The organism is Acinetobacter sp. DSM 11652, from assembly GCF_900109815.1.
Taxonomy (GTDB): domain Bacteria; phylum Pseudomonadota; class Gammaproteobacteria; order Pseudomonadales; family Moraxellaceae; genus Acinetobacter.
In genome coordinates, this window is the sequence record NZ_FOBK01000009.1 from 39,599 (window position 1) to 66,478 (window position 26,880).

Genomic DNA, 26,880 nt, shown 5'->3' on the forward strand with positions numbered 1-26,880 from the left:
TGAAGCCATTATAAAAGCTTATGCTTTCTTTACATATTCGGACTTAAGTTTCATTGCGCCAAAACCATCTACTTTACAATCAATATCATGACCATCCGTTGCATCTGGCAACAAACGAATACTTTTTGCTTTAGTACCGACTTTGATTACGGATGATGAACCTTTAATTTTTAAATCTTTGATAACCGTTACGGTATCACCATCTGCAAGAAGATTGCCATTTGCATCTTTGATCTGAACCACTTCTTCGAGTGTCTCTCCTTCTTTCCATTCATGTGAACATTCTGGGCAGATCAAGAGGTCCCCATCTTCATAAGTATATTCAGAGGAACATTTTGGGCAATTTGGCAAAGACATAAAAAATCCAAAAAATTAAAAAATTTTGCTCAATATACCACTTTCAACTAGCGAATAGAAAAAAACCTTAAATTTTATAAGGTTTAAATAAAAAACCTAAGTTCAATCACTTAGGTTCTTTTATTGGCTCTAGCCTTGTTTAGCTTTGAAACTCATCTTCTATATCTTCATCATCATATACATATGCCATACATCCCCATCCATCGTACTCACCGTCATAGTCATTGGCTATTTTGGTAAACCACTCTTCCAAATCCACAATATCTGAGTATTCTGGCTCCATGTACACGTAAATCGTGATAATCCATTCTGCGGATTCAGACTCTTCATCAATAAATAAACTGATCTTTTGTTCTTCCTGAAGCAAGAACAAGGCACATTTTTCAGCTTTGTCTTTAGAGCTAAAAGCAATTGAGTACTCAATCTCATGCGGCTCGCTTAAATCATCTCCATCCTGGAACATTTGCCACAGTACATCGCCATTATCATCATTTGGAAATTGTTCTAAATCACGGCTCATACGTTCATCCTTATTGTGGTTATTGCGTATACAATATCCTAGAGTAGCCTATATTTATTTCATTTTGGAGAAGAATTCATTAGAAATTGTTCTTAAACTTATATGATCGTAATTGTTAAATTTTAGTTAGGCACTCACATTACATATTCTGCTTGAAGCGTTTCATTCAAAATGGAACTTCACTCACAATTTTAATTTCAATACCACTTAACGGTTGTTGAAACTCTAAATAACTTGCATGCAAAGCCATTCTCCCTAAATTACTGAGTTTAGGGTTTGGATGATAGAGTTTATCACCTGTGATCGGATGACCTATGGCTTGCATATGTACGCGTAATTGATGAGAACGCCCCGTTATTGGCGTCAACAAGACACGGCTAATATCTAAATGCGCATCATAAGCGACCAATTCAAACAGTGTTAAGGCTGGTTTTCCAAGTTCAAAATGAACGATTTGTCTCGGTCTGTTTTCCCAGTCCGTAATTAAAGGCAAGTCTACTTGTCCCTGTTGTGCAATTTTACCTTGCACCAGTGCCACATAATTTTTTTTCACGGTGCGCGCTTGGAACATTTTGCTCACAGCCACTTCAGCATCGCGATGTTTTGCAAACATCAAAATTCCAGAGGTTGCCATATCTAGACGATGAGTAATTTTTGCATTTGGATATTGAGCAATCACTCTTGAATATGCACTGTCATGATGTTCAGGCAAGCGTCCTGGCACAGACAATAATCCTGCTGGTTTATCAATGACCACCAAATCATCATCTTCATAGACGATGTTAAGCGGACCTTGAGGTGGCATATATACAAAATTATCGTCTAAAGGCATGTGAACAAAGCATTTCTTTGGGATGCGGAAAAATAGCAACTGATCAACTCAGTGTCAATTTATAAGATGCGCGATTTAAGAATTGAGAATTGAGAATTGAGAATTGAGAATTGAGAATTGAGAATTGAGAATTATAATTTTTTTAAGAGAATTTTTGAGGGTGTCAGGGAAAACATGTTGTTTACTTCAACTATTATAACTTTGTAAGTTATAACCCTATTGCCTATAAACTTCTGGTTTATAGCGTCCTAAGCCGAATCAAGACCTTTTGGGTAAGTACTACACGCACGTTGTACGCAACTGGTAGCAATCTACTCTTTTCGATCCCGTCACACCCTTGAGATATATAATAGCGAGACTGCGTCGGGATTAATTTCCTAAGATTAACGAATTTTAGCATCGAATAAAAAAATATTTCATATCACCTTATAAATATAATATTTTTTCCCAAATAGGTTCATTGATACACTTTTTTTAGCGTTTTTTAGCTAAATATTGCAATTAAAATTCAAGTTGACCTTTCATTTTAGAGACTGGCTTGAATCCAAGATGCAATGCTCCACCACAACATCATGGCAAACATTCCGCACATAAGATTAGCGAGTACTTTTTGTAGTTGAGATAATTCAGATTTATAAATTTTGAGGTTAATTGTATAAGCAATTGCACCGAGTGCACCACCCACAGCACCACCAATAATCAGTAGTAACAACGGCCAGCCTGCCATCATGTGGACTTTAAAAGGAAGTTTTGCGCGGGATTTTTCTTGTACTGTATTCACAGGGTGATCCTATAAGTTTATTTCAGTCTTCAATGAGCTTAAGTGCTATAAATCTAAAGCAAGCTTTAGACCAATACTGAGCTAAAATAGCTGTAAAATTGATCGTGGTTTTTAAATATTTAAACAATCTCACTTAAAAATCAAAGATATAGTTTGTTCAGAAGTTTGTAAATTCAATTCATCCACTGAATAATTTAGATATTTGCTTGAACAAACGTCAGAATGATAAACAATATTACAGCTAAACCCATTAAAGGCTGTTTAGGCGCAATACTGTTAATTAATTTGGCAATTCTCTGAGCACTCAGCATAAATAATAGAAAAATCAGTAGTGTTGGTAGCGAAATCACCCACATTATTATGTAATAGATGACAAATAAGCTTGTCAAAATAAGACTGCCTACAAGCCCCATAATAATTGGATGATGCATCCCGCTCGGTTCCAAATGCAGTGTCTGTGCGAGCGTGTTGTATATCTGAACAAATATTGCTGTAAAATTTAATGAAAAAAGATAGTCCATTATTCCTGCAATAAAAGGCGTTACACTTAAAAAAGCAACTTGCTTTGCCATCGAAAGGATCATGTTTTTATGATCAATTGTCCAGGTCAAAGACAACCAAACAAATATACAAGCAACGAAAGCAGCGGACAGAAGATGAAGCAAATAAATTTGTGAAGGCCATAATTTTTGGATAACGAGAAATATAATGATAAAAATTATAGATAAGTAACCATGAATCTTCTTCAACAAAAATAAGCCTGATTTTGCATTTGAATCTTTGAGCTTGTGATTCCAATTTGAAAATTTTTTTTCAGTATTTTGTAAAAACCCATCAATCTTTGGATTCTGTCTAATCAGATCACCCAAAAAGTAAAGCCCAATTAAAACTTGAAAAAATGCCAATATATTTTTCATTCTTTATCCGAGTATTTTTAATACTTCTTTTATAAATTTACTGAGCATCAGCTTGACGCAGCTTTTTCTTTTTGAACCAACGTACTGCCCAAACCACACCAATTAGTAAAGCGATCACTACCAATACTGGTATAAAGAATGACAATACGGAAATCACCAATGCGCTGACCCACTCACCTGTAGAAACCACAGGATTTGCCACGCCACCCGTGGTTGCGGTCGATACACCCCGTGCTGCCACTGTCCCAAGTTGCACTGCTCCTGCTGTTCCACCACCGACGATGATTGCGGCAGCCCAACTTGCAAATTGCGACATTTCACCAGAGCTTACAGCCATGGTTGTCAATGTTCCAGCCACCATCGCGGCAGGTGTTGCAATGGTATCGAGTAAGTTGTCTACCCATGGGATGTAATAAGCGCCTATTTCACACAGTGTGGCAAAACAGAGTGCAATACAGACCGCTGGCATCGCCAACCATTCAAAACCTTTTATGGGTTCAAAAATGCCCATAATAGCGGCAATACTCATCACCAATAAGGGAACAAATACGCGGAAGCCACATGCAGCACTCAATCCTATACCAAGACATAAACCGAGTATTGTTTCCATAGCAAACCTTTTTATTTATATGTTTTTAATTTTATTAAGGTAACAAAAAAGCCCTATGGTGTAATAGGGCTTTTGTTTAAAACAGTGGTGTCTGTTTTAGTGTGTTTGCTTGAGCGAATTATTTTTTAAATTGATTGCTTAAGCATTTGGTACACGGTGGTAAACGATCAGTACCAATTTCTAAGTAAGCACGATGCCCACATTGAACGCAAAAATAGAAACCTGTTCCCGGTTTAGAGCCAGCTGTAACCATTTTTGTTCTCCGTATAATTTTAGAAATGGTGGAATCACTATAACGGAGAATGAATGACTTTTTATTGTCCATTTCGACAGATGATGATGGCGATTGGGCGAAGCCTAATATTTAAAAACTATCTAAACTTATATTTTCTAAATTTGGAACGTCAATAGAATTAACCGTAAACAAATTTAAGATATCATCTCTATCCATAAAAATTATTTGACTTCTACGATTCGCATCCAACTTATTTCCTAGCCAATTTCTGGCAGCTTTTGTTATTTCACCCCCTGCAATAATAAATGCATGGTCAACTAATACTCTTTTATTCGTTTCAGGATCAAAAATTTCATGTCCTAGCATCATCGTTGTTTGATTATAGATTTCAGCAATGTTGTGATTACTTGCTTTAGATACCCCTGATGAATCTAACTTTCCTTTTTTTACTTGAATACCAAAATAAAGAACATGCTGTGTTGGCAAAATAAACTTCATCCAAATATCTTTGCCATACTCCAATGCCTTATCTTTATGACCTGCAAACGTTATTCGCTGAAATCCTAGAATACGAAACAAAGGAAGAAGCACATTTTCTATAAGTTGATCCTCAGAGCACATGTCCAAATAACTTATTAATCGCTCTCTTTTTTAATCTCAATTTCAGAAAATATTCTATGTGGATTTTCAACAGGTTTTATAGTCTGATTATTATGTAAATTTTTAATATATAAATTATTGTCTGTACCGTAAAAAGCCTCATACCCTTCTCTACTTAAAGGCTTATTTAATTCAATTAAGGCATTTATACGTTCAGGATCATCTTCTGTCGCATCAGATTTTTGCATTAAAGCTCTTAATACATGTACAAACGTTGGTGGCAATGCATTTGGAGGACAAGACTCCTCCAACAGCTCTGCTAATCTGTCTGATGTCCAAGCCCAACGTGTTGAACCATCATGCGTAAAGGGTAAGCCACAATCTTCAAAAAACTCTGAAATATATCGACTACTTTTATAATCAAAGTAATTTTTATCACCAATAATACATTCAGCAATTTCTCTTAAATTTTTACTTTTGAATTTCATAATTTTTTATTTTTCATAAAGGTTATTTGCACTTAACTTAATATAAGAGTTCAAACCATCGCCATGTCTAGCTAATCTTTTAATCTCTTCGACATTATTAACTCCAGCACTTTGATAACTATAAGTATAAATTTTAAATGTTCTATCAAACTTTACCCTTATATAAGTTTCACCAATTTCATATGCAAGGATTCCAGAATCACCATCTAAATCTAAATATCTTTCCATTATTATTCTCTATAAAAAAACCCCATCATCAAGATAGGGTCTTTTTTAAACAATATCAATTACTTTTAGCTAAAGCATTAAGCTACTTGACCTTCCAAGAAATCCTGTGCAAAGCGTTGTAATACACCACCCGCTTCATACACAGACACTTCTTCTTCGGTATCTAAACGGCATGTCACAGGCACTTCAATGGTTTGATTTTTGCCATCAGCCGTTGCACGCTCAATCACAAGCGTCAAAGTCGAACGAGGTGCGATGTTACCAATCACGCTATACAGCTCAGTACCATCCAAACCTAAAGTTTTACGGTCAGTTCCTGCCTTAAACTCAAGCGGTAACACACCCATACCGACCAAGTTGGTACGGTGAATACGCTCGAAACCTTCTGCCACAATCGCTTCAACCCCTGCAAGGCGAACACCTTTCGCAGCCCAGTCACGACTCGAGCCTTGACCGTAGTCTTTACCTGCAACAATGATCAAAGGCTGTTTACGGTTCATGTAGGTTTCAATCGCTTCCCACATACGCATCACTTCACCTTCAGGCTCCACACGTGCTTTAGACCCTTGCTTGATTGTACCGTCCGAGCGAACCACCATTTCGTTATACAATTTCGGGTTGGCAAAGGTCGCACGTTGCGCAGTTAAATGGTCACCACGATGCGTTGCGTAGGAGTTAAAGTCTTCTTCAGGCACGCCCATTTTATGTAGATACTCACCCGCTGCTGAATCCATCATAATCGCATTCGATGGTGATAAATGATCCGTGGTAATGTTATCGCCTAAAATCGCAAGCGGACGCATATTGGCTAAAGTACGTGGTGCTGCAAGTGCGCCTTCCCAATACGGCGGACGGCGGATATAGGTACTTTGCGGACGCCAGTCATACAATGGGCTTGCCGCTTGTACTTTCTCACCCAAGTCAAACATTGGGATATACACTTTCTTAAATTGCTCAGGTTTTACTGCAACTTTCACCAGTGCATCAATTTCTTCATCCGATGGCCAAATGTCTTTTAAATAAATCGGGTTGCCGTCTTTGTCATGTCCTAAAGCATCCATTTCGATATCAAAACGAATCGTCCCTGCAATCGCATACGCCACAACTAAAGGTGGAGATGCCAAGAATGCTTGTTTTGCATAAGGATGGATACGACCATCAAAGTTACGGTTACCTGATAAAACAGCCGTTGCGTAGAGGTCACGGTCGATAATTTCTTGTTGGATTTTTGGATCTAACGCACCTGACATCCCGTTACATGTGGTACATGCATACGCCACGATACCAAAACCGAGTTTTTCTAAATCACCCAATACGCCTGCTTCTTCTAAATACAATGCTGCGGCTTTAGACCCCGGTGCAAAAGATGATTTCACCCACGGTTTACGCACCAAGCCGAGTTCATTCGCTTTACGAGCAAGCAAGCCTGCCGCCACTGTATTACGCGGGTTAGAAGTATTAGTACAAGAGGTAATTGCTGCGATGATGATTGCACCATCAGGCATTAAGCCTTCTGCTTCCTGAGCACGTGCTGCATCTAAATTACCCGCAATGCCTTTGGCTTTTAAATCACTTGTCGATACACGGGCATGTGGGTTTGATGGCCCTGCAATATTACGAGTCACTGTAGATAGGTCAAAACGAAGTACACGTGGGTACTCAGCTTTGGTCATATCACTTGCCCAAAGACCAATTTCTTTGGCGTAGGTTTCTACAAGCTTCACTTGCTCAGGCTCACGACCTGTCAGCGTTAAATAATCAATGGTGTTTTGGTCGATATAGAACATCGCCGCCGTTGCACCATATTCAGGTGTCATATTCGAGATCGTTGCACGGTCACCAATCGACATGGTGTCCGCACCTTCGCCAAAGAACTCTAAATAAGCACCGACGACTCGCTCTTTACGCAAGAACTCAGTTAAAGCCAATACGATATCAGTTGCGGTAATACCCGGCTTACGCTGACCAATCAGTTCCACGCCGATAATGTCAGGGAGACGCATCCAAGATGCACGGCCAAGCATCACGTTTTCAGCTTCTAAGCCACCGACACCAATTGAAATGACACCTAAAGCATCGGTATGTGGGGTATGTGAATCAGTACCCACACACGTATCAGGGAAAGCTACGCCACCACGGTTTTGAATCACTGGAGACATTTTCTCCAAGTTGATTTGATGCATGATGCCATTACCCGCAGGGATTACATCAACATTTTCAAAGGCAGTTTTGGTCCATTCAATAAAATGAAAACGGTCTTCATTACGACGGTCTTCCACGGCACGGTTTTTCTCAAAGGCGTCAGGGTCGAAACCGCCATATTCCACTGCCAAAGAATGGTCAACAATCAATTGTGTCGGTACAACAGGATTCACTTTCGATGGATCACCACCTTGTTCAGCAATCGCATCACGCAAACCTGCAAGGTCCACCAATGCTGTTTGACCTAAAATATCGTGGCAGACCACACGTGCTGGATACCAAGGGAAATCGTGGTCTTGTTTGTTAAAGATTAATTCTTTAAGAGACTGCTCTAAAATTGCAGGATCGCAACGGCGTACCAATTGCTCTGCAAGCACTTTAGAAGTATATGGGAGTTTTGCGTATGCGCCTGGCTGAATATCTTCAACGGCTTGACGCACATCATAATATTCGAGCTGGGTACCTTGCAGTGGTTTACGGTAGTTGTTATTCATCGCGTTCCTGCCTTGCCTTGAGCATCTTTTTTCTAAACTTTCTAAACATTTTGTTGTTGATGAGACTTCATCATTTGTGATGGCATAGTACACTGCTGAAAGTCCATTTCCCAAATCTTATATATTTCATGCACTTAGGTACAAAAAATAGGGTTTTTGAAATATTTTGTTTCAAATAATGCAGTTAAATTAGCAGTTATGTGCTTTTTTTTGAAAAATAGTGGAAAATTGGGATAATTCTTTAGTATTAGATTCAGATTCGAGCATAGAAAATGAACAATTTATCTTTCTCCTCATTTACGCTTAATGGCGTGGATGCTCAAAAATTTTTACAAGGTCAAGTGACGTTGCATGTTGAACGCCTTGAAGAAAATATCACGCGCTACACAGCAATTTGTGATTTAAAAGGTCGAATTCACTTTGGTTTATGGCTAACAAAGCTGAATCCTGAAAGCTTTGTCATTGTAACCACTCAAGATCAAGCTGAAGAATTTTCTAAACACATTAAAAAATTTGGTGCTTTTTCCAAAATGAAACTTGAAGAAGCTAGTCAGGTCTATCCTACGCTTCAAGGTGACACCACAACGTTCTCAGCAGAAGTAACAGATATTGCCGCTTGGCAAGTTCAAGCTATTCAACATGGTCAAGCTTACATTGATCAAGTCATAGAACACGTGTTCCAACCCCAAGAACTTCGTTTACATCAACGTGAAGGCGTTCACTATGACAAGGGTTGTTACTTGGGTCAGGAAGTGATTGCACGTTTATGGTTTAAAGCTAAACCGAAAGCGTGGTTACATTTAATTCAGGGTACAGGTGCTGTACCTGCAGAAGCTGAACAACTCGATAAAAGTGTACAAGTCGTCAATAGTGCGCCATTCGAAAACGGTTATATCGCTTTGGTGGTAGCACGCCCTGAAGCATTAGCAGAGTTAGACGTGACTGTTTTAGATTTGCCTGAGTATTTAAATGGTGATGTGGCTAGACCACAGTAAAATAATCTAAAAAAAACCTCCATTTAGGAGGTTTTTTTATTAACTAATAGGCTGAGGATTTGGAACATATTTCCGGTAAATGATCAGGTTTAATATGACCAATACCGCACAACACCAGTACATAAATTCAAAGCTCCATTGTGCAATAACCAATCCCATTACAACTGAACCAACTGCCAGACCAATATCAAAACAAATAAAGAATGTTGATATTGCATGCCCCATCCGATGTTTATCTACGGTTTGAATGGTGAGCGTTTGCAAACAAGGAAATACTGAACCATATCCAATTCCAATAAAAATTGCAGATAACCACAACATCCACTGATTATTGACTAGTGTTACGACCACAAGTCCAATCGCAAAAAATATAAAAGAAGGAACGATAACAGCACGCGGACCTTGACGATCATAAATTTTACCAACCCAAGGTCTTACAATTAACATCGAAACCGCAAACAATATAAAAAATACACTGGTATACGCCAGCAGCTGTTTGCTCTCACTGTAAACCGTAATAAAACTGGTAATACTCGAGTAAGCAAAAGCTGTAAGTAAAGCAACACCACTTACAGCAAAAACTTTAGGCTCAAGAAAATCATCTAGCTTAAAACCTTTTTTATTCATTTTATTTTGCTGAGGTATCTGATTCGCTGGAATATTTAATAGCCAGCTAAAAATTAGACCTAAACTGATGAGCACCGCGAGAGCACCGAATAAAATTTGGAAGCTATAAAATTGAATCATGGTAAGCGCAATTAATGGTCCAAATACCACACCTAGGTTAGTGGACATCACATAATAACCCATGCCTTCACCTTTACGATGCTCAGGAATAAAGTCATTCGCGACTGGAACAGCCACAGTGGTCAACACACTAAACCATATCCCATGTAAAAATCGTATAAGCAACAATGACCACATGTTATCAATGAATAAATAAGCAAATGCAAAGACCGCAAAAAACGTGCTCGATCCACGCATAGTGAGTCGCTTACCCATTTTTTGAATGATCATGCCTGAAAATGGTCGTACTGCTATTGATGAGGCGAGAAAAAGCGTTAACGCTAATCCTGCTTCTTCAACTGATCCCGCTAAATCCTTCACAATGTAAATCGGAAGGACAGCCAACATGGCAAAGTAGTAAATAAAAACAAATAAATTATTTAATACACACAAGATAAATGAACGATTCCAAAATCGTTCGGTGGTTACACTCATGAAAATCTACTCTTGTCGCATTAATGTTTAGGCGTGAGGACGTAATGGATCTAAACTCAGTTTGACCAATTGACGGATATAGTGCTCATCAGGCAAATGATTAAAAAAAATAATTTGGTAATGAATAGGACCATACAGTCGATCAAGTACCAAATCATAGTGATCATGTTCAATCAGCTCCCCCGCCTCAATCGCCTGTTGGATCAGTTGGTGCAGTTGAACTCGTTTAGGTAATAAATATTGCTTGAAGAATGTTGCAGCCAATTCACGATGATTCGCCATAACCACCAACATCGCTCGTCCTACTGGATGATCTAAAGCCTTAGCCAAACGAAGCAATTGTTGATTAAGATTTTGTTCAAGGTCGAGCTCTGGCTCAAACTCAAAAATTGAGAGTGTGAGCTCTTTAAAGGTGTCCAGAACCAATTCAGATTTATGTGACCACCATCGATAAATAGTCGACTTTCCCACCCCAGCACGTGAAGCAATGTCTTCTACTGTCAGTTGGTGATATTCCACTTCATTCAAAGCCTGTTTGACTGAAGCTAAAATACATGATCGGCGTCGTGCACTTTTGTCATCGACTGTCATGAAATCCTCACAAATAAAACGATACGTTTCGTATCGTTTTATAATAGAGTTTTTTTATTGATAAAGATATGAAAATAAGACCAAGGCGTTAGATGGAATAGATTTTAACTGTCAATCGATTGAGAGATGACTCATAAAAAACCTCCTATATCGCTAGGAGGTTTTTTTCTAAAAGCCATGAAATAATTTATTCATATCCTTCACCACATAATCTTTAAAATGAAATGCTCTCGCGTGTTTAGCATCAAACTTTACGGTTAAATCACCTTTTTGGAATACATACACTCGATTCTCCTGACTCACCAAATACTGCTCGCCAAGTTTCAATAAGAGCGCATCTATCTTTTGTTCATCTGGGATTGAATCATCTTGAAAAACTTTATCGTAATTACGTTTAATGCCTTTTATAAACATCGTTGAACACCTCATTGCACAATGCGTATTTAAGCAAAACCATCGAAGAACTACTAGTGGATTAAAATTTTGGTTAAATCCATATATTCAAGGCTGAACAACATAAATCCAGTGTCGTTTATATGCTTATACTGCAATACACACACTTTATTCACAAAGCGAAGCTAAATTTGAAGGATGTATACATATTCTATATTTACATTCACATAATTCGGACTATGATGAAATGGTGTAAAACTCTATTTACATCAAATAAATAGGGTTGCTTTTAAGATAGGTATAAAACAATTATGAAAAAAATATTATGTGGTGCTTTACTCGCTGTTGCCACCTCATTTAGCTTCGCTGCCGCACCAGTCGATCCTGCATTCAGCAAAGTACAGGAACTGATTCAAGCAAAGAATTACAATGCGGCCTACCAAGAACTTGAACGCTTATCAAAAGCAGGGAATCCTCAAGCGACTTATAACTTGGCATATCTCACTCAAGCTGGTCAAGGAACCAAACAAGACAACAAAAAAGCAGTACAACTTTATGAACAAGCTGGCACTGCAGGCTATCCTTTAGCCAATTATGTATTGGCGCAAAACTATGCCACTGGCGGCTTGGGGCTGACCAAAAATGAAAAAAAATCTCGTGAATACTTAGATAAAGCTGCAGCTCAAGGTTTTGAAGATGCGATTGTTGAATCTGCTGTTCTACTGTTCTCTGAAGGTAAAGAACAATCTGATAAGCTCGCTTTGCAAAAACTTGATCCTTTAATTAAGAAAGGAAGTTATCCAGCCATTCATGCTCGTGCTTTATACGATATTTCATTAGGCTTCAAAACCAAAACTGAAGCGCCTGTGAAAAAAGGTTTAGCGAGCATTCAAGATTTAGGTAAAAAAGGATACATCCCTGCGCTTATGGCCATTGGTAACATGTTCGTAAACGGAAATATCGTTCCGCAAAACCTACCTGAGGCAAAAAAAATATTTAGTGCTTTAGCAGATGAAAATATTCCTCAAGCCAAAGAAAATCTAGCGATCGTGAACAAACTGATTGCTGAGAATGCAAAAAAACCTGCAGCAAATACGAAAGCTAAATCTTAAGCATTAATTTAAATATTAAACCGATGCTCAAATACAAAAACCCTATCGCAAGATAGGGTTTTCTTATATGAAAAGGAGATTTATGATTAAATTCTAAGTTTTATTCAATTACCACCATAAAATAATTAATCCAGCAGTCACAATAAATCCAATGACTGTACTCATCAATAAAGGTGTAATTGCACGATCATTGAGTCCATATGCTTGTCCCAGCATTCCAAATAATGCAGGTGTAGGTAAAGCTGCAATCAATGTCCCTACATACACGATATCCATCGGTGCTTGAGCAATAAATCGTAGAGTCAAATACATGAGTATTGGAAAAATAAAGTTGGATGATAGAACAATATAAAGACTCTGCTGGTTGACATATTTTAAGGTTAAACCTACGACGCTCCCGCCAATCACAAATAACGCCAAAGGAGATGCCGTCTGACCAATCATTAAGAAAACTTGATCTATATAATGCGGCAGTTTAACCTGAAAAACCGCGCACAAAATTCCGATTACCACACCAATAAACAATGGATTTTTACATAAGTTTATAAAGTTATTTTTTAATGTATTGAGTACTGCTTGCTGATTTTGAGCTTGCAACCCCGCAATAAATAAAGCTGCTGGAACAAGAAAAACACTTTCGATAATTACAATTAAAGAAGTAAAAGCAAGCGCAATATGACCAATCAATAGACTTAAAATGGCCGTACCAAGTAGTCCAGTATTAGACATTGACGCTCCAATCGAGAGGATGGCAGCATCACTTAAATTGTTTTTAAAATGCTTTACCAAAATCCATAAAGCGATTGCAAATACAAAGGCAGTCACCACAATATAACTGTAGAAAAGTTCAGGTTGCCATATCGCATCAAGATCTTTTGATGAAAGCGCTTGTAAAAATAGAGCAGGTAAAGCGACTCGAATGACGAATGTACCAACAATAGAGACTTGTTCCTTGCTAAGTAAATTCAGTTTAACCGAGGCATATCCCGAAAAAAGCAGTAAAAAAATCGGAATAATGACCGATAAAACCATGACTTAGCATCCCTAGCTATTGTATGAGTTAGTCAAATTATCATACAACAGCCGTAATTACCCAGGATGACTTTTTAAGTATACCTTTATGCCTATTTTATCTATCAGCATATGGCTTAAATAATGATTTCACATCATGCGGTTGGCATCGTAAATATTGCGGACTAATTTCAACCTCTGCTTTTAATTGAGCAGCAGCATGCCATGGCCATCTTGGATTAAATAGTATTGCCCTTGCGAGCCCGATTGCATCAGCTTTGCCTTGTTGTAAGACATCTTCCGCCTGTTGAGGTTCAGTGATCAGCCCAACAGCAATCACTGGAATGTCTACGTGTTTCTTGATTGCTTCCGCAAATGGAACTTGGTAATTAGGACCAATCTGAATATTTTGATCGATATGTAATCCCCCTGATGATGCATGGATATAAACTGCACCAAGTTTTTCTAATGCCTTTGATAACCCAATTGAGTCATCAATATTCCATGCCTTTTCTTGCTCCATCCAGTCTGTTGCAGACAAACGAACACCGATTGGATAGTTGTCTGGAACAGCATTTTTGATCGCCTGAAAAACCTCTAAAGTTAGACGAATGCGATTCTCAAAACTTCCACCATATTCATCTGTTCTTCGATTAGATAAAGGGGACATAAATTGATGTAATAGATAACCATGAGCCGCGTGGACTTCGATGAGATCAAAACCTGCATCTACAGATCTGACTGCTGCAGTTGCAAAGTCATCGATAATTTTTTTGATTTCCTCGATACTTAATTCATGAGGAGCCTGATCATCTGGATTAAATGGTAAATCACTTGCAGATACCGTTTGCCAGCCATGTTCATGATTCGATGAGAATTGACCACGTCCCAACCATGGTTTATCAGTTGAAGCTTTACGTCCCGCGTGCGCTAACTGAATGGCGATTGGCGTTGGAGCAATCGATTTTACCTTATCAATCAATGCTTTTAATTGTGCACGTTGTAAATCATTCCACAACCCTAAATCTGCAAAACTGATACGACCTACAGCTTGTACCGCAGTTGCTTCAATAATATATAATCCAGCACCCGACAATGCATAACTCGCCCATTGTTGTTCATGCCAAAAACTATGCTCCCCTGCTTCATTCGCAGAATACTGACACATGGGAGCAATAATAATTCTATTTTTGAGTGATAAATTTCCGAATTGAATTGGCTCAAATAATTTTGCCACACTGAATCTCCCTGATTTTAAATTGATTTATTTGTAGCAGTGTACAACGCATTTACGTGATAAATCATCTAAGTTCATTTCATCATTGAATGCTTTAAAAAACATTTTAAAACTTAACCATGAAGGCACTAGATGGATTGTGTATCATATTCTGTTCAAGCGTAATATCTTGTAGTTCACTCGATGCTGCTTGCAATATCCTCATTTAACCCAATATTTTTCTACTCGCCCATTTAACAGAGTTTCCATGCCTGAATTACCTGAAGTTGAAACCACTAAAACCAGCTTGCTCCCTTTGCTGAATCAAAAAGTACTTTCTGTTCAAGTCAATAATTCAAGTCTGAGATGGCCTATACCAAATGATGTAAATCAATTGGTCGGTCAACGACTGATAGGGCTAACACGTCGATCCAAATATATTTTGGCACAATTTGAAAATGCGACCATGTTATGGCACTTGGGAATGTCAGGCAGCTTTCGTTTGAGTGATTCACGTGATGCATTGAGAAAGCATGATCATTTCATCATTCAATTCGATGATATCCAATTACGCTACCACGATCCTCGTCGTTTTGGTTGCATTTTATGGCTAGATGATCATGCTCAATCCAAACTTTTAGATACGCTTGGACCTGAACCTTTAAGTGAATCTTTCAATGCTGACTATCTAGAGCAGAAATTTAAAAATAAGAGTGTTGCAGTCAAAGTTGCAATTATGGATAACCACATTGTTGTGGGTGTTGGAAATATTTACGCAACTGAAAGTCTGTTTAATTTGGGCATTCATCCTGCACAACCCGCCTCTAGTCTTACACGGTCACAAATTGAAAAATTTGTCATTGAAATAAAACGAATCCTTAAACAAGCAATTGATTTAGGCGGATCTACTTTACGTGATTACACCAATGCCATGGGCGAAAATGGCTACTTTCAACAAACGCTATTGGCTTATGGGCGCGCTGGTGAAATGTGCATCAACTGTGAAACAACTTTAGAAAATATTAAACTCGGGCAACGTGCTTCTGTTTTTTGCCCTGAGTGTCAACCGCTTAAGCGACCTCAAGCCTCAAAGAATCCTGTATCAAAGGTAAAATCCAAATGAGATCAGCAATTGTTCGGCATATTTTAGTCAAAGATAAAGACCTGTGTATCCAACTTAAACAAAAGCTTAAAGACGGTGCTGATTTTGCTAAAATTGCTAAACAACATTCAACTTGCCCCTCAGGAAAAAAAGGCGGGGAATTAGGTGAGGTAAAGAAAGGACAATTGGTTGGTCCTATCGATAAGGCAGTTTTTAGTTTGGCTGAACGTGAATTACATGGACCAATTAAGAGTCAATTCGGCTGGCATTTACTCGAAATTAAATTTCGTATGGATTTTTAAACTTCCTGGATTTCCCTCTCCTTTTAGGAGATGAGAAGCATCGCTTCGCAAGGGAGAGCTAAGAATCAATACCTCCCAGCCTCCCTTTGACAAAGGGGGATTTCGGGCGATTTTAAAAAAATGATGAGATATACAAAACGGCGCATTTAGCGCCGTTTTCATTGTAAAAGCATTAACCTTTACGTTTTAATTCGTCACGAATTTCACGAAGTAATTCGATATCTTCTGGAGTAGCTTCAGGTGCTGGAGCTTCCTCCTCTTGCTTACGACGCATTTTATTCATCAATTTCACTAACCAGAATACCACCCATGCAAGCAGGATAAAGTTGATGAGAATCGTCAAGAAATTACCGTAAGCCAAAACATTTAAACCCGCTTCTTGAGCGGCAGCAAGCGTTGTAAGGTTATTTGGATTATCGCCTAATACAACAAACCAGTTTGAATAATCAACATCACCGCCTAAGATCCAACTGATAATTGGCATGATGACATCTTTCACCATTGAATCGATGATTTTACCAAACGCCCCACCAATGATCACACCGACCGCCAGATCCATTACATTGCCTTTCACGGCAAATTCTTTAAACTCTTTAATAATGCTCATTTTTTCTCCAAAATTTTTCTATGCATTAATGTGACACAATATACATTATTCTTAATGATATTTCCGTCTAAACTCGTTGGTTTTCCACCAAAATCATAAGTATCTCTGTTTAAATAAACAAGATCTTGTCCAAATCGACTACAACAATTCAACAACTTTTATTTCATATCTTAAATGATGTAGTCAAGATATAAAAAAACCGCTCTTTTGAGCGGTTTTTTTATTTAAATCAATTAAGATTTATTACGTTTACGTTCGTTTTCAGTCAACCAACGCTTACGAATACGAATTGATTTAGGTGTAACTTCAACAAGCTCATCATCTTGAATAAATTCAAGTGCTTGTTCTAACGTATATTCAATCGCAGGAACAAGTGTTAATGCATCATCAGTACCTGATGCACGAACGTTTGTTAATTGTTTCGCTTTAGTTGGGTTTACAACCATATCGTCAGAACGAGAGTTAATACCAATGATCATACCTTCGTAAACTTCTAACTGAGGTTTAGCGAATAGACGACCACGGTCTTGTAAACTGAACAATGCATAGCCCAAGCATGTACCTTGAACCATAGAAATCAACACACCGTTTTGACGTTTTGCAACAGAACCTTGTTTCATTGGTCCATAGTGCGAGAAACTTGAGGTCATGATACCAGTACCTGAAGTCATGGTCATGAATTCTGAACGGAAACCAATCAAGCCACGTGAAGGTACAGTTGCTTCAATACGAATACGACCTTTACCGTCGACTTCCATATTGGTCATTTCACCTTTACGGTTACCCATTTGTTCCATCACAGCACCTTGATGCTGTTCTTCTACGTCAAATGTTACGTTTTCGTATGGCTCTTGCATTTCGCCGTCAATCTCTTTCAAGATTACTTGCGGACGAGATACACCCATCTCGAAGCCTTCACGACGCATGTTTTCGATCAATACCGAAAGGTGAAGTTCACCGCGGCCCGACACTTTAAAACGGTCAGGACTGTCAGTATCTTCTACACGAAGTGCTACGTTGTGAATCAATTCGCGGTCAAGACGTTCACGGATGTTACGTGAGGTCACAAACTTACCTTCTTTACCGGCGAATGGTGAGTTGTTAACTTGGAATGTCATCGATACTGTAGGCTCATCTACAGAAAGCGGTGGCAATGCTTCAACATGTTTAGGATCACAAATCGTGTCAGAGATATGAAGTTCGTCCATACCTGTTACACATACGATGTCACCTGCAGAAGCAGATTCAACGTCAATACGCTCCAAACCATGGTAACCCATGATTTTTAAGATACGACCGTTACGTGTTTTACCATCTTTGTCGATTACCGTTACAGGTGTGTTCAATTTCACTGAACCACGTTGGATACGACCAACACCAATAACACCAACGAAGCTGTTATAGTCAAGTGAAGACACTTGCATTTGGAATGGACCATCAACATCCACTGCTGGCGGCTCAACGATGTCTACGATTGTTTGGAACAACGGAGTCATGTCTTCAGCCAATTCTTCTGGTGAAGGACCTGCTACACCACGAAGACCAGAAGCATAAACCACAGGGAAGTCCAACTGTTCGTCAGTACCACCAAGGTTATCAAATAAATCGAATACTTGATCGATTACCCAGTCAGGACGCGCATTAGGCTTGTCAACTTTGTTGATAATTACGATTGGTTTCAAACCACGTGCGAACGCTTTTTGCGTTACGAAACGAGTTTGTGGCATTGGACCTTCTTGTGAGTCTACCAAAAGAAGTACACAGTCAACCATCGACATTACACGTTCAACTTCACCACCGAAGTCGGCGTGTCCCGGGGTATCCACGATGTTGATACGGTATTCAGTATCAGTACGTTTATCTAACCATTTGATTGCAGTATTTTTTGCAAGAATGGTAATACCACGTTCACTTTCAATAGCGCCTGAATCCATGACACGCTCGATCTCACCCGCGCGTTCACCCAAAGCACCTGATTGTTGTAAAAGTTTGTCGACAAGAGTCGTTTTACCATGGTCGACGTGTGCGATGATGGCAATATTACGGAGAGTTTTAATATCTGACATGTAAATTCGATACGCTTTAAATTTGAGGGCAAATTATACAGAAAAATCCTAAACTTTTATAGTGACTGTTTCTTTACAATTTCATTTTTTTTTGACGAATGGTTATGTTTCGGTTTTGTAAACCCATGTAACTCGATTAGAATGTCGGCACTTTCGCTTAATCTAGATGGTATAGACCATGTCTGCTCCCGACCAATCTCAAGAACCGAAACTCGATCTTGTTTATGGTTTAGACGATAAACCAAAACCGTTCATCGCTTTTCTCGCTGCCATTCAGCATTTACTTGCCATTATTGTTCCGATTGTTACTCCTGGTCTATTGATCTGTTTGGCTTTAGGTGTTTCTAAAGAAGATACAAACATGATCCTCTCCATGTCATTGGTGATTTCAGGTATTGCGACATTCTTACAAAGTAAAAAGGTTGGTCCTTTCGGTGCAGGCTTACTGATTGTTCAAGGTACAAGTTTTAACTTTATCGGTCCTATTATTGGGATTGGCTCAGCAATGGTTGCCGCGGGAACTCCAGTTGAAACTGTTATGGGTTCAATTTTTGGTGTCGTGATTGCAGGCTCATTCATTGAAATGGGCGTTTCACGCATATTACCATGGGTGAAAAAACTCATTACTCCACTTGTGACTGGTATTGTTGTACTTCTCATTGGCTTAACCTTGATTAAAGAAGGTTTAATCTCAATGGGTGGTGGTTACCAAGCGATGGGGAATAATACTTTTGCCAATACAGACAATCTCATTATGTCTTGTACTGTTTTGGCATTAATCATTCTCTTAAACCGCTTAAATGTTACATGGGTCAAGAGTAGTGCGATATTAATTGCACTGATCGTAGGTTATGCGTTAGCAGGCTTCATGGGCCATTTAGATTTTTCTGGCTTAGAAAATGCACCTTTGGTTCAAATCCCTACACCAATGCACTTTGGCTTAGACTTCTCTTGGAGTTTATTTATACCAATGGCATTTATTTATCTGGTTACTTCATTAGAAGCGATTGGTGATATCACCGCGACCTCTAAGTTGTCTAATCAGCCTGTTGATGGTCCGAAATGGATGGAGCGCATTAAAGGTGGTGTACTCGTCAACGGTGCAAACTCCTTACTCGCAGGCTTATTTAATACTTTCCCGAGTTCTGTTTTTGCTCAAAACAACGGAGTAATCCAATTAACTGGTGTCGCTAGTCGCCATGTGGGTATATGGATCGCCGCTCTATTAGTTATTTTGGGTTTACTACCAGCAGTGGCTGCCATCATCCAAGCTGTTCCTCAAGCTGTACTGGGGGGCGCTGTCATGGTGATGTTTGGGGCTGTTGCAGCATCCGGGATTAATATCCTTTCTGGTATTCAGCTTGACCGCCGTGCATTGCTTATTATTGCAATTTCACTTGCTCTTGGTTTAGGTGTTGCTCAAGTTCCACAGATTCTTGAACATATGCCTGAACTCATTCGTAATATATTTAGCTCTGGTGTAGCAACTGGCGGCATTGCAGCCTTGATCTTGAACTTCGTTCTACCTGAAGCAAAGAAATAATTTAGATTGAATCAAAGACTGCCCAGCATTGTCTGGGCTCTTTTATTCTGTGGAGAAATATATGGTTCCTCAAAGTGAAGTTGTTATTCGTCAACATAACTTTCTGAAAGGTCGAATATTATTAGTCAATGCGCCAACTGATGACTTAAGCACTCAGCTCGATAAAAATATTCAGACTTCAGTATGGACATGGAATTATAACGACTTTCTATTTTTCCAAAATCAAAATATTCCTGTTCATTTTGGGACGGATATCCCTCAAGCAGAATATGATCAAGTCATTGTTTTTGTGCCTAAAGCCAAAGAGCTTTTGAATTACTTACTACACTGTGTGATATTAAAACTCGGTCTTGGTGGATCAATTTTTCTTGTGGGTGAAAAGAAAGGTGGCGTTGAACGAGCAGCAAAACAACTCGTTCCATTTGGCAAATGTGTCAAACTAGACAGCGCTCGTCATTGTCAAATGTGGCAATTAATAATCGATCAGACTCCTACGCCTCGAGCTTTAGAAAATTGGGCTCAACAATATACAATTCAAACACCGAATGGCGAATTACAGATTTATGCTTTACCTGGTGTATTTAGTCAAAATAAACTTGATATTGGTACAGCTGTATTTCTCCCCTACCTCAATCGAGTGAGTTCAGGTAAAATCGCTGACTTCGGTTGTGGTGCTGGCATTATCAGTGCATATTTAGCCAAATTGAATCCCAAAAATCGTATTTTTGCGCTTGATGTGGATGCTTTTGCGCTCGCCTCCACCCGCCTAACATTTGAAAAAAATAATTTGTCACCAGAACAGCTCGAAATCAAAGCTGTGACTGGCATTGAAGATGCGCCACTATTTTTACATGCCATCGTCAGTAACCCTCCTTTCCATCAGGGTATATACACTGATTACAATGCGAGTGAGAATCTTTGTAAGACATCACGTCGCCATCTAAAATCTGGTGGTGAACTTTGGATCGTGGCAAATCGTTTTTTAAACTACCCAACTCTCATTGAGCAAAATTTTGGTCAATGTGAAACTTTGACTGATCAACAAGGCTTTAAAGTACTGTTTGCAAGTACTCAAAAGAAATCATAAGGAACTTTCGATGAGCGAAACCGGTCAACTTAAGCGAAAGCTTGGAGCACGCCATCTTAATATGATCGCCATTGGTGGTTCTATCGGTACAGGACTATTCCTAGCTTCGGGTGCAACAATTGCCAATGCTGGCCCTGGTGGTGCATTACTTGCCTATTGTTTAATTGGCGTAATGATTTACTTCCTCATGACCAGCTTAGGCGAACTCGCAACACACAATCCAACATCAGGTGCTTTCTTCACTTATGGCACCAAATATGTCGAAGGTGGATTTGGATTCGCACTAGGATGGAACTATTGGTACAACTGGGCGATAACCGTCGCATTTGAACTTGTTGCAGTTCAATTCATCATGAAATTTTGGTTTCCTGATATCCCAGGTTTCTATTGGAGTGCCATTTTCCTTGCTATCGTTTTTGGTATTAATGCCTTAACAGTCAAAGGTTTTGGTGAGTCTGAGTTCTTTTTCTCACTCATTAAAGTTCTTGCCATAATTGCATTTATCATCATTGGAATTTTCATGATTGCCAAAATCATGATGACACCCAATGTTGCAACTTTCGCAAATTGGTCAAAGGGAGAAGCGCCATTTGTAGGTGGTTTGTCGGCATTAATTGGTGTTGCGATGATCGCAGGATTCTCATTTCAAGGTACTGAAATGGTTGGTGTTGCCGCTGGTGAGTCGAAAGATCCGAAGAAAACCATTCCTATTGCGATTAAACAGATCTTCTGGCGTATTCTCTTATTCTATATCGTATGTATTTTTATTATCGGTACATTGATTGCGTATGATGATCCTCGTCTAATGCAAGCTGCTTCAGATGAGAATATTGCATTATCACCTTTTACTTTACTCTATGAACAAGCAGGCTTTGCTTTCGCTGCAAGTGTCATGAATGCGGTCATTCTTACGGCTATCCTTTCTGCCGGAAATTCAGGAATGTACTCTTCCACACGAATGCTGTTTGATATGGCAAAAAATGGAAGTGCACCCAAAGTTTTCTCCAAACTTGATGGTCGCGGTGTACCAATGAATGCACTTTATGCTACGACAGCAATCGCAGCACTATGCTTCTTGACGACATTTATTGGTGAAGAGGAAGTATTTAATTGGCTTCTGAATATGTCTGGTATGTGTGGCTTTATCGTATGGCTCGGTATCGCAATCTCTCATTACCGATTCAGGAAAGGCTATTTGGCTCAAGGATATAAGTTAGAAGATTTAGCATATCGTGCAAAATTTTTCCCTTTTGCACCGTGGTTCGCTTTTATTTTGTGTGCAATCGTTGTGTTAGGTCAAAATTATCAAGCCGTACTTGATGGGGAGTGGATCGCAGTAGTCTCCACATATATTGGGATCTTCTTATTCTTAGCAATATGGCTAGTTTATAAGTTCAAGTACAAAACCAAGTTGATTCAATATCAAGATATGGATGTAAAACCAATTCAAGTCGATCAAGACTAATAAAATAAAAAAACAGCTCAAATTGAGCTGTTTTTTTATTGTTAGATTCTGATCTTATTGTATTTTTAAGGTTAAATTCACTCGACGATTCAATGCTCGACCCTCTTCTGTCGTGTTATCCGCAATTGGCTGATTTGGGCCATAGCCTTGTGTCGAAATTTGTTTAGGATCAACATTATATTGCATCACCAATTCATTACGCACAGCATTTGCTCGCTCAAGAGATACTTTTTGATTCGCTGATACTGACCCTCGATTATCTGTATGTCCATCCACTTGAAGTATAAAACTTTTATTCTGCGCCAGAATTTTTGAAGCTGCTGTTAAATAAGGTTCATATCGGACATCTATTTGACGGGAATTGTGATTAAAATACAGCGGTAGACCTTGTTTTAATTCATTTAGTATCTTTTGATCCAAGTCTTGTACACTATTAGTTGATTGTATCTTTGTCGTTGCACAAGCTGTCAAAGTTAAAGTAATGCATAGGCTTGCTATTAAACTATATTTCATCTTTATTCTCATTGTGTTGTTGATTATATTTTGTGAAATATATCACATTTATAAAAAATGGGTAAAAAAAACAGCTCCGAAGAGCTGTCTTTTATAATCTATTAAAGATTATTGAGCTGCTGCTTCAGGTTGAGCAACTACTGTACGGCTACCAGAAATCGTAGCGAATACACGACGGTTCATCGCACGACCTTCTTTAGTTGCGTTGTCAGCAATTGGTTGATCCCAAGCGAAACCTTGAGTCGCTAAACGAGAAGCGTCAATGTTGTATTCACTTACAAGAGCAGATTTCACAGAGTTAGCACGAGCTAAAGATAAACGTTCGTTCAACGCACGCGGACCAGTATTATCAGTGTGACCTTCAATACGAGCAGTTGCATTTGGATATTCGTTTAATTTTTCAGCTACTTTAGCAATTTCAGGCTTGTACTGATCTTTGATGTTAGACTTGTTCGTATCGAAGAATACGCGAAGTTCCATGTTAAGATCTTCAGTCAACTCTTGTGGAGCTGGTTGAACTGGAGCTGGAGCTGGTTGAACTGGAGCAACTTCTACTACTTCAGCAGCTGGCTTCAAGTGACCGCCTAAAACTACGTTAAGACCAGCAAGTGCTGTGTAGTTCCAGAAATCTTCGTCGATGTTATAAGTTGCACGAGCTTCTGTACGAACAGATAGAGCATCGTTCAAGCGCCAGAAAGCACCCACACCCGCATTACCTAAAGTACCTTCATCATCTTTAAGATTTACACCATCGTATTCATATTTGTAGTGACCAGCACCTAAAAGAACGTACGGCTTAATTTTGCTGTCATAGTTCTTAGTGATTAAATCAGAAGTAACATAGAAGTTACCATTGATTTGAGTTTGCTTGTACTCGCCAACATCAGTACCAGTAATTGTGCCTTCGATATCACCTTTTACTTGGTTATATTCAGCTTCAAAACCTAACCATGGAGTAAGCTCAATACCTAACGCAGCACCAACGAATAAATCGTCTTGTAATTCGATATTGCTGTCAGATAAATGATCAGCAGCACCGTTATTATGTTGAGTGTCTTGGAATGTGTAACCCACTAATAGTGGAGTAACAGTTACACCAGCATTAGCAGCAGCGAATGGAGCAGCAACAAGCATAGCAAGTGCGATACGACTCAATTTCATGGATATCCTCCAGAGATAACAATTGTTTTTCAAGCTCAGCCTAAAATAATTATGGCTTCCTGAGATAGGCTTTTTTATACCCCAGTATTTTTTTTAAGCTACTCATGTTGAATCATACAAACACTTAAAGTGAATTCCAAGTGTTTGATTACTTTAATCAAGTAAATTATTGACAAAATTACTTACAATTTCCGTTGTAATTCGGTAATTTTTTACTCAATTTATCAGCATGAATAACTTATCTTTTCATTTTTGGTATATTAACAGCATTCAAAGGTGATAGTAATCATTTTTTAGCACTTCAGCTTATAATACAACTTCACCAAGATTATCTATAAATTCAAATAATTAACAAATACTAGAAGCTTTAAAATGTATTCCTATTGTAAATCTCTTGCTTTTACCCTTTTAGAACTCATTTTCACGATCGTCATTATTAGTATTCTTGTGATGATAGCACTCCCTCATTATCATGAATTTCGTGAAAATCAAGAAAGGGCGCAAATTCTTAGCACGGTACGGCAGGCCATCAGCCAAGCTAAAGCCAATGCTGTAAGTTACCGAAGCCCTGTGATTATCTGTGCTTCTCAAGATTTAAAATCGTGTACGAACAGTCAATGGCATAAAGGGTTTATCATCTTTCTAGATCAGAATCACAATCAAGAATTCGATCCTCACGAAAAGCTTATTCAAGTTACTACGACTGATTATCAATATGGTGATTTTAGTTGGAGAGGTGGTGTTACCAGTAGGAATACAATCACCTTTCAACCAGACTCTGGTTTACCACGTGGATCAATGGGACATTTCAAATACTGTGCACATTCAAATAAATCAAATCTAATCGTTAGACTATCAATGATGGGACAGACTCGTCTTGAAGAAACTAAGACATGTGAATGACAACTTATCAGTCACATTTTACACACTATAGCCAATATTAATTGGCCTGATATTACATATACTCAAGCTGTAAAACAAAGCTAAATAAATTGGAGAGAATAATGACTGATATCGTCATCCTTAATGGTGCACGTACAGCAATGGGCGGCTTTCAGGGAAGTTTATCAAGTGTGACTGCACCAGAACTGGGTGCAGCGACCATTAAAGAGGCTATCTCACGCTCGGGTTTGCAGCCAGCAGACATTGAAGAAGTCATTATGGGTTGCGTTTTGCCTGCAGGTTTAAAACAAGGCCCTGCTCGCCAAGCCATGCGCAAAGCTGGTCTACCTGACTCGACAGGTGCAGTGACAATCAATAAATTATGTGGGTCAGGCATGAAAGCTGTGATGCAAGCAGCTGATATGATTAAAGCTGGTTCAGCAAATTTTGTGGTTGCAGGCGGTATGGAGTCTATGACCAACGCTCCTTACGTCTTACCTAAAGCACGTGGTGGTTACCGCATGGGTCATGGTGAAATCAAAGATCATATGTTCTTCGATGGTTTAGAAGATGCTGAAACTGGTCGTTTAATGGGCTCATTTGCTCAAGATATGGCTAATACCAAAGGTTACACCCGTGAGCAAATGGATGACTTCGCAATACGTTCATTAAGACGCGCTCAAACTGCGATTACTGAAGGCTACTTCAACGATGAAATCGTCCCTGTTACTGTGTCAACACGTAAAGGTGATGTCATTGTAGATAAAGATGAGCAACCTTTTAACGCAAACATCGATAAAATCCCAACACTTCGCCCAGCTTTTGCTAAAGATGGTACGATCACTGCTGCCAATGCCAGCTCGATCTCTGATGGTGCTTCAGCCTTGGTTATCAGCTCATCTGAGCAAGCACATGCAAAGGGTTTAAATCCTTTAGCCAAAATTGTGGCATATGCTTCTAATTCACAACATCCGTCTGAATTTACGATTGCACCAGTCGGTGCAATCCAAAAGGTTCTCGATAAAACAGGTTGGGATGTCGCAGAAGTCGACCTTTGGGAAATCAACGAAGCTTTTGCAATGGTCACGATGTGTCCTATTGATGAGTTCAAACTCGACCCTGAAAAAGTAAATATCAACGGCGGAGCATGTGCTTTAGGACATCCAGTAGGATCTACAGGTTCACGGATTATTTTAACGTTAATCCATGCACTTAAACGCACAGGTGGTAAACGTGGTATTGCTGCGCTTTGTATCGGTGGTGGCGAAGCAACTGCAGTGGCGATTGAGTTAATCTAAAGCTTCTAAAGCCCCTCCTCTACAAAAAGAAGGGAAATAAAAAAGCCTCTG

Annotated in this window: 27 protein-coding genes and 1 pseudogene; 9 read left to right on the top strand and 19 right to left on the bottom strand. The window is 39.0% G+C overall.

Features of this window, described 5'->3' with window-relative positions; genetic code table 11:
- Nucleotides 1-18: 18 nt before the first annotated feature.
- From BMW42_RS09800 to acnD, 10 genes and pseudogenes are all read right to left on the bottom strand, one after another.
- Complete coding sequence (locus tag BMW42_RS09800; RefSeq protein WP_035269853.1) at nucleotides 19-357, bottom strand: zinc ribbon domain-containing protein YjdM; 339 nt, start codon at nucleotides 355-357, stop codon at nucleotides 19-21.
- A 139-nt stretch (nucleotides 358-496) separates the two neighbouring features.
- On the bottom strand, nucleotides 497-877 hold the full coding sequence (locus BMW42_RS09805) for a ribonuclease E inhibitor RraB (RefSeq protein ID WP_035269856.1): 381 nt from the start codon (nucleotides 875-877) through the stop codon (nucleotides 497-499).
- 166 nt (nucleotides 878-1,043) lie between these two features.
- Nucleotides 1,044-1,709, bottom strand: coding sequence for an RluA family pseudouridine synthase (locus BMW42_RS09810; RefSeq protein ID WP_092767491.1), 666 nt, complete (start codon nucleotides 1,707-1,709; stop codon nucleotides 1,044-1,046).
- Between the two features lie 526 nt (nucleotides 1,710-2,235).
- Nucleotides 2,236-2,439 carry a hypothetical protein gene (locus BMW42_RS09815; RefSeq protein ID WP_051586633.1) on the bottom strand — a complete coding sequence of 68 codons (204 nt, stop codon included), beginning with the start codon at nucleotides 2,437-2,439 and terminating at the stop codon, nucleotides 2,236-2,238.
- A gap of 245 nt (nucleotides 2,440-2,684) precedes the next feature.
- Nucleotides 2,685-3,407, bottom strand: a complete 723-nt coding sequence (locus tag BMW42_RS09820) for a hypothetical protein (protein WP_092767493.1) — start codon at nucleotides 3,405-3,407, stop codon at nucleotides 2,685-2,687.
- 37 nt (nucleotides 3,408-3,444) lie between these two features.
- Entirely contained in the window at nucleotides 3,445-4,017 is a 573-nt protein-coding gene (locus BMW42_RS09825; RefSeq protein WP_092767495.1) for a DUF4126 domain-containing protein, read from the bottom strand.
- Nucleotides 4,018-4,135: 118 nt separating this feature from the next.
- Nucleotides 4,136-4,342: a zinc ribbon-containing protein gene (locus BMW42_RS14665; RefSeq protein ID WP_213032614.1), complete on the bottom strand. Its 207-nt coding sequence runs from the start codon at nucleotides 4,340-4,342 to the stop codon at nucleotides 4,136-4,138.
- 39 nt (nucleotides 4,343-4,381) lie between these two features.
- A pseudogene (locus tag BMW42_RS09835) lies at nucleotides 4,382-5,340 on the bottom strand (hypothetical protein).
- 6 nt (nucleotides 5,341-5,346) lie between these two features.
- Entirely contained in the window at nucleotides 5,347-5,568 is a 222-nt protein-coding gene (locus tag BMW42_RS09840; protein ID WP_092767497.1) for a hypothetical protein, read from the bottom strand.
- A gap of 77 nt (nucleotides 5,569-5,645) precedes the next feature.
- Nucleotides 5,646-8,264: a Fe/S-dependent 2-methylisocitrate dehydratase AcnD gene (gene acnD / locus BMW42_RS09845; RefSeq protein WP_092767499.1), complete on the bottom strand. Its 2,619-nt coding sequence runs from the start codon at nucleotides 8,262-8,264 to the stop codon at nucleotides 5,646-5,648.
- A gap of 272 nt (nucleotides 8,265-8,536) precedes the next feature.
- On the opposite strand from acnD, the gene BMW42_RS09850 reads away from it, so the two are divergent.
- Complete coding sequence (locus tag BMW42_RS09850; RefSeq protein WP_092767501.1) at nucleotides 8,537-9,259, top strand: CAF17-like 4Fe-4S cluster assembly/insertion protein YgfZ; 723 nt, start codon at nucleotides 8,537-8,539, stop codon at nucleotides 9,257-9,259.
- Nucleotides 9,260-9,298: 39 nt separating this feature from the next.
- On the opposite strand, the gene BMW42_RS09855 is transcribed toward BMW42_RS09850, so the two are convergent.
- The 3 genes from BMW42_RS09855 to BMW42_RS09865 all read right to left on the bottom strand — a co-directional run bounded on the left by BMW42_RS09855 (nucleotide 9,299) and on the right by BMW42_RS09865 (nucleotide 11,485).
- Complete coding sequence (locus BMW42_RS09855; protein WP_092767503.1) at nucleotides 9,299-10,480, bottom strand: MFS transporter; 1,182 nt, start codon at nucleotides 10,478-10,480, stop codon at nucleotides 9,299-9,301.
- 27 nt (nucleotides 10,481-10,507) lie between these two features.
- On the bottom strand, nucleotides 10,508-11,071 hold the full coding sequence (locus BMW42_RS09860; RefSeq protein ID WP_092767505.1) for a TetR/AcrR family transcriptional regulator: 564 nt from the start codon (nucleotides 11,069-11,071) through the stop codon (nucleotides 10,508-10,510).
- Nucleotides 11,072-11,239: 168 nt separating this feature from the next.
- Nucleotides 11,240-11,485 (bottom strand): hypothetical protein, encoded by a 246-nt coding sequence (locus BMW42_RS09865; RefSeq protein ID WP_092767507.1) that lies wholly within the window; start codon nucleotides 11,483-11,485, stop codon nucleotides 11,240-11,242.
- A 290-nt stretch (nucleotides 11,486-11,775) separates the two neighbouring features.
- Between BMW42_RS09865 and BMW42_RS09870 the strand changes: the two genes are divergently transcribed.
- Entirely contained in the window at nucleotides 11,776-12,576 is an 801-nt protein-coding gene (locus tag BMW42_RS09870; RefSeq protein ID WP_092767509.1) for a tetratricopeptide repeat protein, read from the top strand.
- Between the two features lie 108 nt (nucleotides 12,577-12,684).
- Here the strand turns inward: BMW42_RS09870 and BMW42_RS09875 are convergent, their stop codons facing one another.
- Together BMW42_RS09875 and BMW42_RS09880 are read right to left on the bottom strand one after the other, a co-directional pair.
- Complete coding sequence (locus BMW42_RS09875) at nucleotides 12,685-13,608, bottom strand: AEC family transporter (protein ID WP_092767511.1); 924 nt, start codon at nucleotides 13,606-13,608, stop codon at nucleotides 12,685-12,687.
- A gap of 97 nt (nucleotides 13,609-13,705) precedes the next feature.
- Nucleotides 13,706-14,824 (bottom strand): NADH:flavin oxidoreductase/NADH oxidase, encoded by a 1,119-nt coding sequence (locus tag BMW42_RS09880; RefSeq protein ID WP_092767514.1) that lies wholly within the window; start codon nucleotides 14,822-14,824, stop codon nucleotides 13,706-13,708.
- A 247-nt stretch (nucleotides 14,825-15,071) separates the two neighbouring features.
- On the opposite strand from BMW42_RS09880, the gene mutM reads away from it, so the two are divergent.
- Nucleotides 15,072-15,926 carry a bifunctional DNA-formamidopyrimidine glycosylase/DNA-(apurinic or apyrimidinic site) lyase gene (gene mutM, locus BMW42_RS09885; protein ID WP_092767516.1) on the top strand — a complete coding sequence of 285 codons (855 nt, stop codon included), beginning with the start codon at nucleotides 15,072-15,074 and terminating at the stop codon, nucleotides 15,924-15,926.
- A complete protein-coding gene (locus BMW42_RS09890; protein WP_092767518.1) occupies nucleotides 15,923-16,207 on the top strand; it encodes a peptidylprolyl isomerase in 285 nt (94 codons plus the stop codon). Before mutM ends, BMW42_RS09890 begins: the two co-directional genes overlap by 4 nt.
- 172 nt (nucleotides 16,208-16,379) lie before the next feature.
- Here the strand turns inward: BMW42_RS09890 and mscL are convergent, their stop codons facing one another.
- Together mscL and typA are read right to left on the bottom strand one after the other, a co-directional pair.
- Nucleotides 16,380-16,814: a large conductance mechanosensitive channel protein MscL gene (gene mscL, locus BMW42_RS09895; RefSeq protein WP_035270698.1), complete on the bottom strand. Its 435-nt coding sequence runs from the start codon at nucleotides 16,812-16,814 to the stop codon at nucleotides 16,380-16,382.
- Between the two features lie 233 nt (nucleotides 16,815-17,047).
- A complete protein-coding gene (gene typA, locus BMW42_RS09900; RefSeq protein WP_035270590.1) occupies nucleotides 17,048-18,880 on the bottom strand; it encodes a translational GTPase TypA in 1,833 nt (610 codons plus the stop codon).
- Between the two features lie 178 nt (nucleotides 18,881-19,058).
- On the opposite strand from typA, the gene BMW42_RS09905 reads away from it, so the two are divergent.
- The 3 genes from BMW42_RS09905 (at nucleotide 19,059) to BMW42_RS09915 (ending at nucleotide 22,975) form a co-directional block, all read left to right on the top strand.
- Nucleotides 19,059-20,423 carry a uracil-xanthine permease family protein gene (locus BMW42_RS09905; protein WP_035270592.1) on the top strand — a complete coding sequence of 455 codons (1,365 nt, stop codon included), beginning with the start codon at nucleotides 19,059-19,061 and terminating at the stop codon, nucleotides 20,421-20,423.
- A gap of 61 nt (nucleotides 20,424-20,484) precedes the next feature.
- On the top strand, nucleotides 20,485-21,510 hold the full coding sequence (locus BMW42_RS09910; protein WP_092767520.1) for a class I SAM-dependent methyltransferase: 1,026 nt from the start codon (nucleotides 20,485-20,487) through the stop codon (nucleotides 21,508-21,510).
- A gap of 10 nt (nucleotides 21,511-21,520) precedes the next feature.
- Complete coding sequence (locus BMW42_RS09915; RefSeq protein WP_092767523.1) at nucleotides 21,521-22,975, top strand: amino acid permease; 1,455 nt, start codon at nucleotides 21,521-21,523, stop codon at nucleotides 22,973-22,975.
- Between the two features lie 54 nt (nucleotides 22,976-23,029).
- On the opposite strand, the gene BMW42_RS09920 is transcribed toward BMW42_RS09915, so the two are convergent.
- On the bottom strand, nucleotides 23,030-23,488 hold the full coding sequence (locus BMW42_RS09920) for an OmpA family protein (protein ID WP_171260707.1): 459 nt from the start codon (nucleotides 23,486-23,488) through the stop codon (nucleotides 23,030-23,032).
- A gap of 108 nt (nucleotides 23,489-23,596) precedes the next feature.
- Entirely contained in the window at nucleotides 23,597-24,649 is a 1,053-nt protein-coding gene (omp38, locus tag BMW42_RS09925; RefSeq protein ID WP_092767527.1) for an outer membrane protein Omp38, read from the bottom strand.
- Between the two features lie 372 nt (nucleotides 24,650-25,021).
- Here omp38 and BMW42_RS09930 point away from each other — a divergent pair, with 372 nt between their 5' ends.
- Both BMW42_RS09930 and BMW42_RS09935 read left to right on the top strand, forming a co-directional pair.
- Nucleotides 25,022-25,552 carry a GspH/FimT family pseudopilin gene (locus tag BMW42_RS09930; RefSeq protein ID WP_092767530.1) on the top strand — a complete coding sequence of 177 codons (531 nt, stop codon included), beginning with the start codon at nucleotides 25,022-25,024 and terminating at the stop codon, nucleotides 25,550-25,552.
- Between the two features lie 101 nt (nucleotides 25,553-25,653).
- The gene (locus tag BMW42_RS09935) at nucleotides 25,654-26,829 is read left to right on the top strand and encodes a thiolase family protein (protein WP_092767533.1); all 1,176 of its coding nucleotides are present in this window, start codon (nucleotides 25,654-25,656) and stop codon (nucleotides 26,827-26,829) included.
- The last annotated feature ends 51 nt before the right edge of the window (nucleotides 26,830-26,880 follow it).

Excerpts from the sequence above, each read along its gene's own strand:
- mscL (WP_035270698.1), bottom strand. The coding sequence starts at position 16,814 with ATGAGCATTATTAAAGAGTTTAAAGAATTTGCCGTGAAAGGCAATGTA.
- BMW42_RS09935 (WP_092767533.1), top strand. The coding sequence starts at position 25,654 with ATGACTGATATCGTCATCCTTAATGGTGCACGTACAGCAATGGGCGGC.
- BMW42_RS09910 (WP_092767520.1), top strand. The coding sequence starts at position 20,485 with ATGGTTCCTCAAAGTGAAGTTGTTATTCGTCAACATAACTTTCTGAAA.
- BMW42_RS09820 (WP_092767493.1), bottom strand. The coding sequence starts at position 3,407 with ATGAAAAATATATTGGCATTTTTTCAAGTTTTAATTGGGCTTTACTTT.
- BMW42_RS09805 (WP_035269856.1), bottom strand. The coding sequence starts at position 877 with ATGAGCCGTGATTTAGAACAATTTCCAAATGATGATAATGGCGATGTA.
- BMW42_RS09860 (WP_092767505.1), bottom strand. The coding sequence starts at position 11,071 with ATGACAGTCGATGACAAAAGTGCACGACGCCGATCATGTATTTTAGCT.
- BMW42_RS09855 (WP_092767503.1), bottom strand. The coding sequence starts at position 10,480 with ATGAGTGTAACCACCGAACGATTTTGGAATCGTTCATTTATCTTGTGT.
- BMW42_RS09920 (WP_171260707.1), bottom strand. The coding sequence starts at position 23,488 with ATGAAATATAGTTTAATAGCAAGCCTATGCATTACTTTAACTTTGACA.
- typA (WP_035270590.1), bottom strand. The coding sequence starts at position 18,880 with ATGTCAGATATTAAAACTCTCCGTAATATTGCCATCATCGCACACGTC.
- omp38 (WP_092767527.1), bottom strand. The coding sequence starts at position 24,649 with ATGAAATTGAGTCGTATCGCACTTGCTATGCTTGTTGCTGCTCCATTC.
- BMW42_RS09890 (WP_092767518.1), top strand. The coding sequence starts at position 15,923 with ATGAGATCAGCAATTGTTCGGCATATTTTAGTCAAAGATAAAGACCTG.
- BMW42_RS09870 (WP_092767509.1), top strand. The coding sequence starts at position 11,776 with ATGAAAAAAATATTATGTGGTGCTTTACTCGCTGTTGCCACCTCATTT.
- BMW42_RS09930 (WP_092767530.1), top strand. The coding sequence starts at position 25,022 with ATGTATTCCTATTGTAAATCTCTTGCTTTTACCCTTTTAGAACTCATT.
- BMW42_RS09865 (WP_092767507.1), bottom strand. The coding sequence starts at position 11,485 with ATGTTTATAAAAGGCATTAAACGTAATTACGATAAAGTTTTTCAAGAT.
- BMW42_RS09905 (WP_035270592.1), top strand. The coding sequence starts at position 19,059 with ATGTCTGCTCCCGACCAATCTCAAGAACCGAAACTCGATCTTGTTTAT.
- BMW42_RS09815 (WP_051586633.1), bottom strand. The coding sequence starts at position 2,439 with ATGATGGCAGGCTGGCCGTTGTTACTACTGATTATTGGTGGTGCTGTG.
- BMW42_RS14665 (WP_213032614.1), bottom strand. The coding sequence starts at position 4,342 with ATGGACAATAAAAAGTCATTCATTCTCCGTTATAGTGATTCCACCATT.
- BMW42_RS09810 (WP_092767491.1), bottom strand. The coding sequence starts at position 1,709 with ATGCCTTTAGACGATAATTTTGTATATATGCCACCTCAAGGTCCGCTT.
- BMW42_RS09840 (WP_092767497.1), bottom strand. The coding sequence starts at position 5,568 with ATGGAAAGATATTTAGATTTAGATGGTGATTCTGGAATCCTTGCATAT.
- BMW42_RS09850 (WP_092767501.1), top strand. The coding sequence starts at position 8,537 with ATGAACAATTTATCTTTCTCCTCATTTACGCTTAATGGCGTGGATGCT.
- mutM (WP_092767516.1), top strand. The coding sequence starts at position 15,072 with ATGCCTGAATTACCTGAAGTTGAAACCACTAAAACCAGCTTGCTCCCT.
- acnD (WP_092767499.1), bottom strand. The coding sequence starts at position 8,264 with ATGAATAACAACTACCGTAAACCACTGCAAGGTACCCAGCTCGAATAT.
- BMW42_RS09875 (WP_092767511.1), bottom strand. The coding sequence starts at position 13,608 with ATGGTTTTATCGGTCATTATTCCGATTTTTTTACTGCTTTTTTCGGGA.
- BMW42_RS09915 (WP_092767523.1), top strand. The coding sequence starts at position 21,521 with ATGAGCGAAACCGGTCAACTTAAGCGAAAGCTTGGAGCACGCCATCTT.
- BMW42_RS09825 (WP_092767495.1), bottom strand. The coding sequence starts at position 4,017 with ATGGAAACAATACTCGGTTTATGTCTTGGTATAGGATTGAGTGCTGCA.
- BMW42_RS09800 (WP_035269853.1), bottom strand. The coding sequence starts at position 357 with ATGTCTTTGCCAAATTGCCCAAAATGTTCCTCTGAATATACTTATGAA.